Here is a 3,708-nt window from a genome sequence, read left to right as displayed (position 1 = left end):
GCAAAGGATTGGGAAGCTTCCATCGCCAGTTCTGTTGCATGGGTCACCATTGCCAACATCAGAGTGATGATCCGACGTTTGGCAACCTATTGTTATGTCCCATGAACTTTTGAATCGGGCACTGACCGTGCCATTCGACTACTCCGCATGCGCTAGGCTGGCACGCTGAAATCGATGATGCATTGCTGATCCTCCCATGAACCAGCGAAAGAATGCCAACCAACTTCAGCAAATGTGAGTCAGAGCCAATTATCAGTGACATTCAACATCACATCAGGCTGCGATTTTCTATATGCTTAGCGTGGAGTCATATGCCTCATTCGGGGTCAAGATGCTATGACTGGAATGAGGGCACTTTGGATCCGTCAGCTTGTCAACAGGCCCAAGTTTCAAATTAACATGTTAATGCACTAGTGGCATAGATGAGACCGACAAATCTGCCAAAATAAAGAATTGCAGTAGGTATACGTTGCCCATAAAGAGAGGTGCTGTAATAAATGATAGGTTTTTCCAACCTTTATGGCAATTGCGACAAGGATAATTGACTTCTTGCGCTCTCGGAAGAGGCTGGCGGTGGAGTAAGATTCAGTCTTGTGTGAGTTTGTAATTCAAGGCACGATCAGGCGTTCGAAGCAATTCAATCCATTGACTATTAATTTAAAATTGTTTACCCAGCAATCACCCGCTGAGGTTCCAAAGGGGGCGTGCCTTCTTCCAACCATTTGATTGAAAAATTGAGACTTAATATGTTGCAAAATTCAACAATCCTCATCACCGGTGGTACAGGTTCTTTTGGGCATACATTCGTGCCCATGACACTGGAAAAGTATAACCCTAAAAAGCTTATTATCTTTTCCAGAGATGAGATGAAACAATGGGAAATGGCCAAATTGTTTGGCAATGACCCGCGCATTCGCTTCTTCATTGGGGATGTTCGTGATCGTGAGCGCCTCTATCGCGCCTTCACCGGCGTAGATTATGTTGTCCACGCAGCGGCAACCAAAATCGTGCCAACCGCGGAATATAATCCGTTTGAATGCATCAAGACCAATGTCAACGGTGCAATGAATGTGATCGATGCGGCCATCGACAAGAATGTGAAACGCGTTGTCGCTCTTTCGACGGACAAGGCCTCCAGTCCGATCAACTTGTATGGAGCCTCCAAACTAGCCTCTGATAAGCTGTTTGTAGCTGGCAATGCCTATTCCGGCGAGCATGAAACCCGCTTCTCTGTCGTGCGCTATGGCAACGTGATGGGATCTCGCGGATCCGTCATTCCTTTCTTCATGCAGGTAAAGGAAACGGGTGTGCTGCCGATCACCGACACGCGGATGACCCGCTTCATGATTTCGCTCGAACAAGGGGTCGAACTTGTTTGGCATGCCTTTGACGACATGCATGGCGGCGAGATCTATGTGAAGAAGATTCCTTCTATGAAAGTGACCGATGTTGCCAGGGTCGTTGCTCCGGACGCCATACAGAAAGTCGTAGGCATTCGCCCTGGTGAAAAAATTCACGAGCAGATGGTGGGTTTCGAGGATGCCCCCTACACTTACGAATATCCGGAACATTTCAAGATCCTGCCAGCGATCAACGAATGGAGCCAGAGCAAGAGTCGCATCAAGGATGGGGTGCTCGTGCCGGAAAACTTCGTGTATTCCAGCGACAATAACAGCGAATGGATGAAGGAAGAAGAACTGGCAGTCTGGATTGACGTTAACCGAGGAAAAATTGGAGCAATCTGATGATCCCATATGGTCGACAAGATATCTCTCAGGCTGACATTGACGCGGTGGTTGAGGTCCTTCGATCAGATTTTTTGACCCAGGGACCTGTTGTGCCGCTCTTTGAACAGTCGCTGGCCAAAAAGGTTGGGGCAGACTTTGCGGTCGCCGTTAATTCGGCGACTTCTGCTCTGCATTTGGCTGTCTCCAGCTTGGGGTTGGGGAAGGGTGATCTACTTTGGACGTCGCCTATTACTTTTGTTGCAAGCTCCAACTGTGCGCTATATTGCGGCGCGGATGTTGATTTTGTAGATATTGATCCTGACAGCTTTAATATGTGTCCAGTGGCACTCAAAAAGAAGTTTGAAGAGGCTGAAGCAAAAGGCAAGTTGCCCAAGATTATCGTCCCAGTCCATATGTGTGGTCAGTCACCCAAGGCGGACGAAATTGCTAAACTGGCTCGCTCCTACGGTGTGAAAATCGTCGAAGATGCTAGTCATGCTATTGGTGCGAAATATCAGGGTAAGTATGTTGGCGACTGCCGTTTTTCCGACATCACGGTATTCAGTTTCCATCCTGTGAAAATCATCACCAGCGCGGAAGGAGGATTGGCAACTACCAATGACCCTGAGCTGGCGCAGAAGATGGCTTTGCTGCGTAGTCATGGCATCACACGCGATCCATCTCTAATGACACATGAAAGTCACGGGCCTTGGTATTACCAGCAAGTCGACCTTGGCTACAATTACCGCATGACCGAAATGCAGGCTGCCCTAGGACTCAGCCAACTGAGCCGTCTTGATGAGTTTGTCGCACGACGCAACGTGCTGGCAAAAAACTATGGATCACTTTTGGTAGACCTGCCTGTCAAGACACCCGTAATCCACAGAGAAGCTTACTCGGCGTTCCATCTCTATGTTATCCGCCTGCAACTCAACAAGATTCGCCGCAGTCACAAAGAAGTTTTCGAACGTCTGCGGACCAACGGCGTCGGGGCCAATCTTCACTATATTCCAATTCATACGCAACCCTATTATCGCACCCTAGGTTTCAGTGATGGAGATTTCCCTCTGTCCGAACAGTATTACAATGAAGCGATCAGTATTCCGCTTTATCCCGGCTTGAGCAAAGAGAGCCAGAGCTGGTTGGTTAATATGTTAAGGGACGCAATAGTGTAAAATGTAGAAGATTAGACTTGATCTGACACTGCTCTCAGAGATATTGGGAGGCACTTCTTGGCTGCGAATCTTTGCAACTGGCACGCCAACATTCCCCTGCTTGAGAAACGCCTTCTGTGCGTCATAAAGTTACGAGACTTTCATCGCTTTCTCTCCTTCTCCCAGCCAGAAGAATAGCGCGGAAAACTCTAGTTCAGAGGTGGCTCGGGAAATTTGAACAAGTGATATAAGTGGATTTTCGGTCTGTAATTTGCCTTTATGGCTTTACAGGAGAACCAACTATGGCACGCCGTCCCAGACGTAATCACACATCAGCATTCAAGTCCAAGGTAGCCTTAGCCGCAATTCGAGGTGAGCAAACTTTAAGTGAGCTTGGCCAACAATACGATGTTCATCCCAACCAGATAAAGCAATGGCGGGACCATCTGCTTGAAGGCGCCAGTGATGTCTTTGAGAAGGACACTAAGGCCCCTGAGTCGGCGTCAGTTGATGTCAAAACTCTTCACGCCAAAATCGGGGAGCTGACGCTTGAGAATGATTTTTTAAGCGGAGCGCTCAGCAAGGCCGGCCTGTTGAGCGCAAAGAAATGATTGACCCCAAGCATAAACTCTCCTTGTCCCGGCAAGCGAAGGCACTGGGCATCAGTCGAGGTTGTTTGTATTACACCGCGAAGCCGACATCTGAGTGCCCGATTCAAAAGTTCATGGGACATAACAATAGGTTGCCAAACGTCGGATCATCACTCTGATGTTGGCAATGGTGACCCATGCAACAGAACTGGCGATGGAAGCTTCCCAATCCTTTGC

At 48.4% G+C, this 3,708-nt stretch carries 2 protein-coding genes and 3 pseudogenes; 4 read left to right on the top strand and 1 reads right to left on the bottom strand.

Translation table 11 applies throughout. From position 1 onward, the window contains the following. The 4 genes and pseudogenes from FDK21_RS20325 to FDK21_RS20310 form a co-directional block, all read left to right on the top strand. Positions 1-105: pseudogene (locus FDK21_RS20325) on the top strand (IS5/IS1182 family transposase); the annotation flags it as partial. A gap of 641 nt (positions 106-746) precedes the next feature. Beyond that, entirely contained in the window at positions 747-1,745 is a 999-nt protein-coding gene (pseB, locus tag FDK21_RS20320) for a UDP-N-acetylglucosamine 4,6-dehydratase (inverting) (protein ID WP_138150687.1), read from the top strand. Continuing rightward, on the top strand, positions 1,745-2,902 hold the full coding sequence (gene pseC, locus FDK21_RS20315) for a UDP-4-amino-4,6-dideoxy-N-acetyl-beta-L-altrosamine transaminase (protein WP_138150686.1): 1,158 nt from the start codon (positions 1,745-1,747) through the stop codon (positions 2,900-2,902). The genes pseB and pseC overlap by 1 nt, the downstream gene beginning before the upstream one ends. 281 nt (positions 2,903-3,183) lie before the next feature. Further along, a pseudogene (locus FDK21_RS20310) lies at positions 3,184-3,584 on the top strand (IS3 family transposase); the annotation flags it as partial. 19 nt (positions 3,585-3,603) lie between these two features. Here FDK21_RS20310 and FDK21_RS20305 read toward each other — a convergent pair. Further along, positions 3,604-3,708, bottom strand: a pseudogene (locus FDK21_RS20305) (IS5/IS1182 family transposase); the annotation flags it as partial.

It is taken from the genome of Cohaesibacter sp. CAU 1516 (assembly GCF_005771485.1).
In the GTDB taxonomy this organism is placed as follows: Bacteria; Pseudomonadota; Alphaproteobacteria; order Rhizobiales; family Cohaesibacteraceae; genus Cohaesibacter; species Cohaesibacter intestini.
This window is presented reverse-complemented; position numbering and strand designations above follow the sequence as displayed.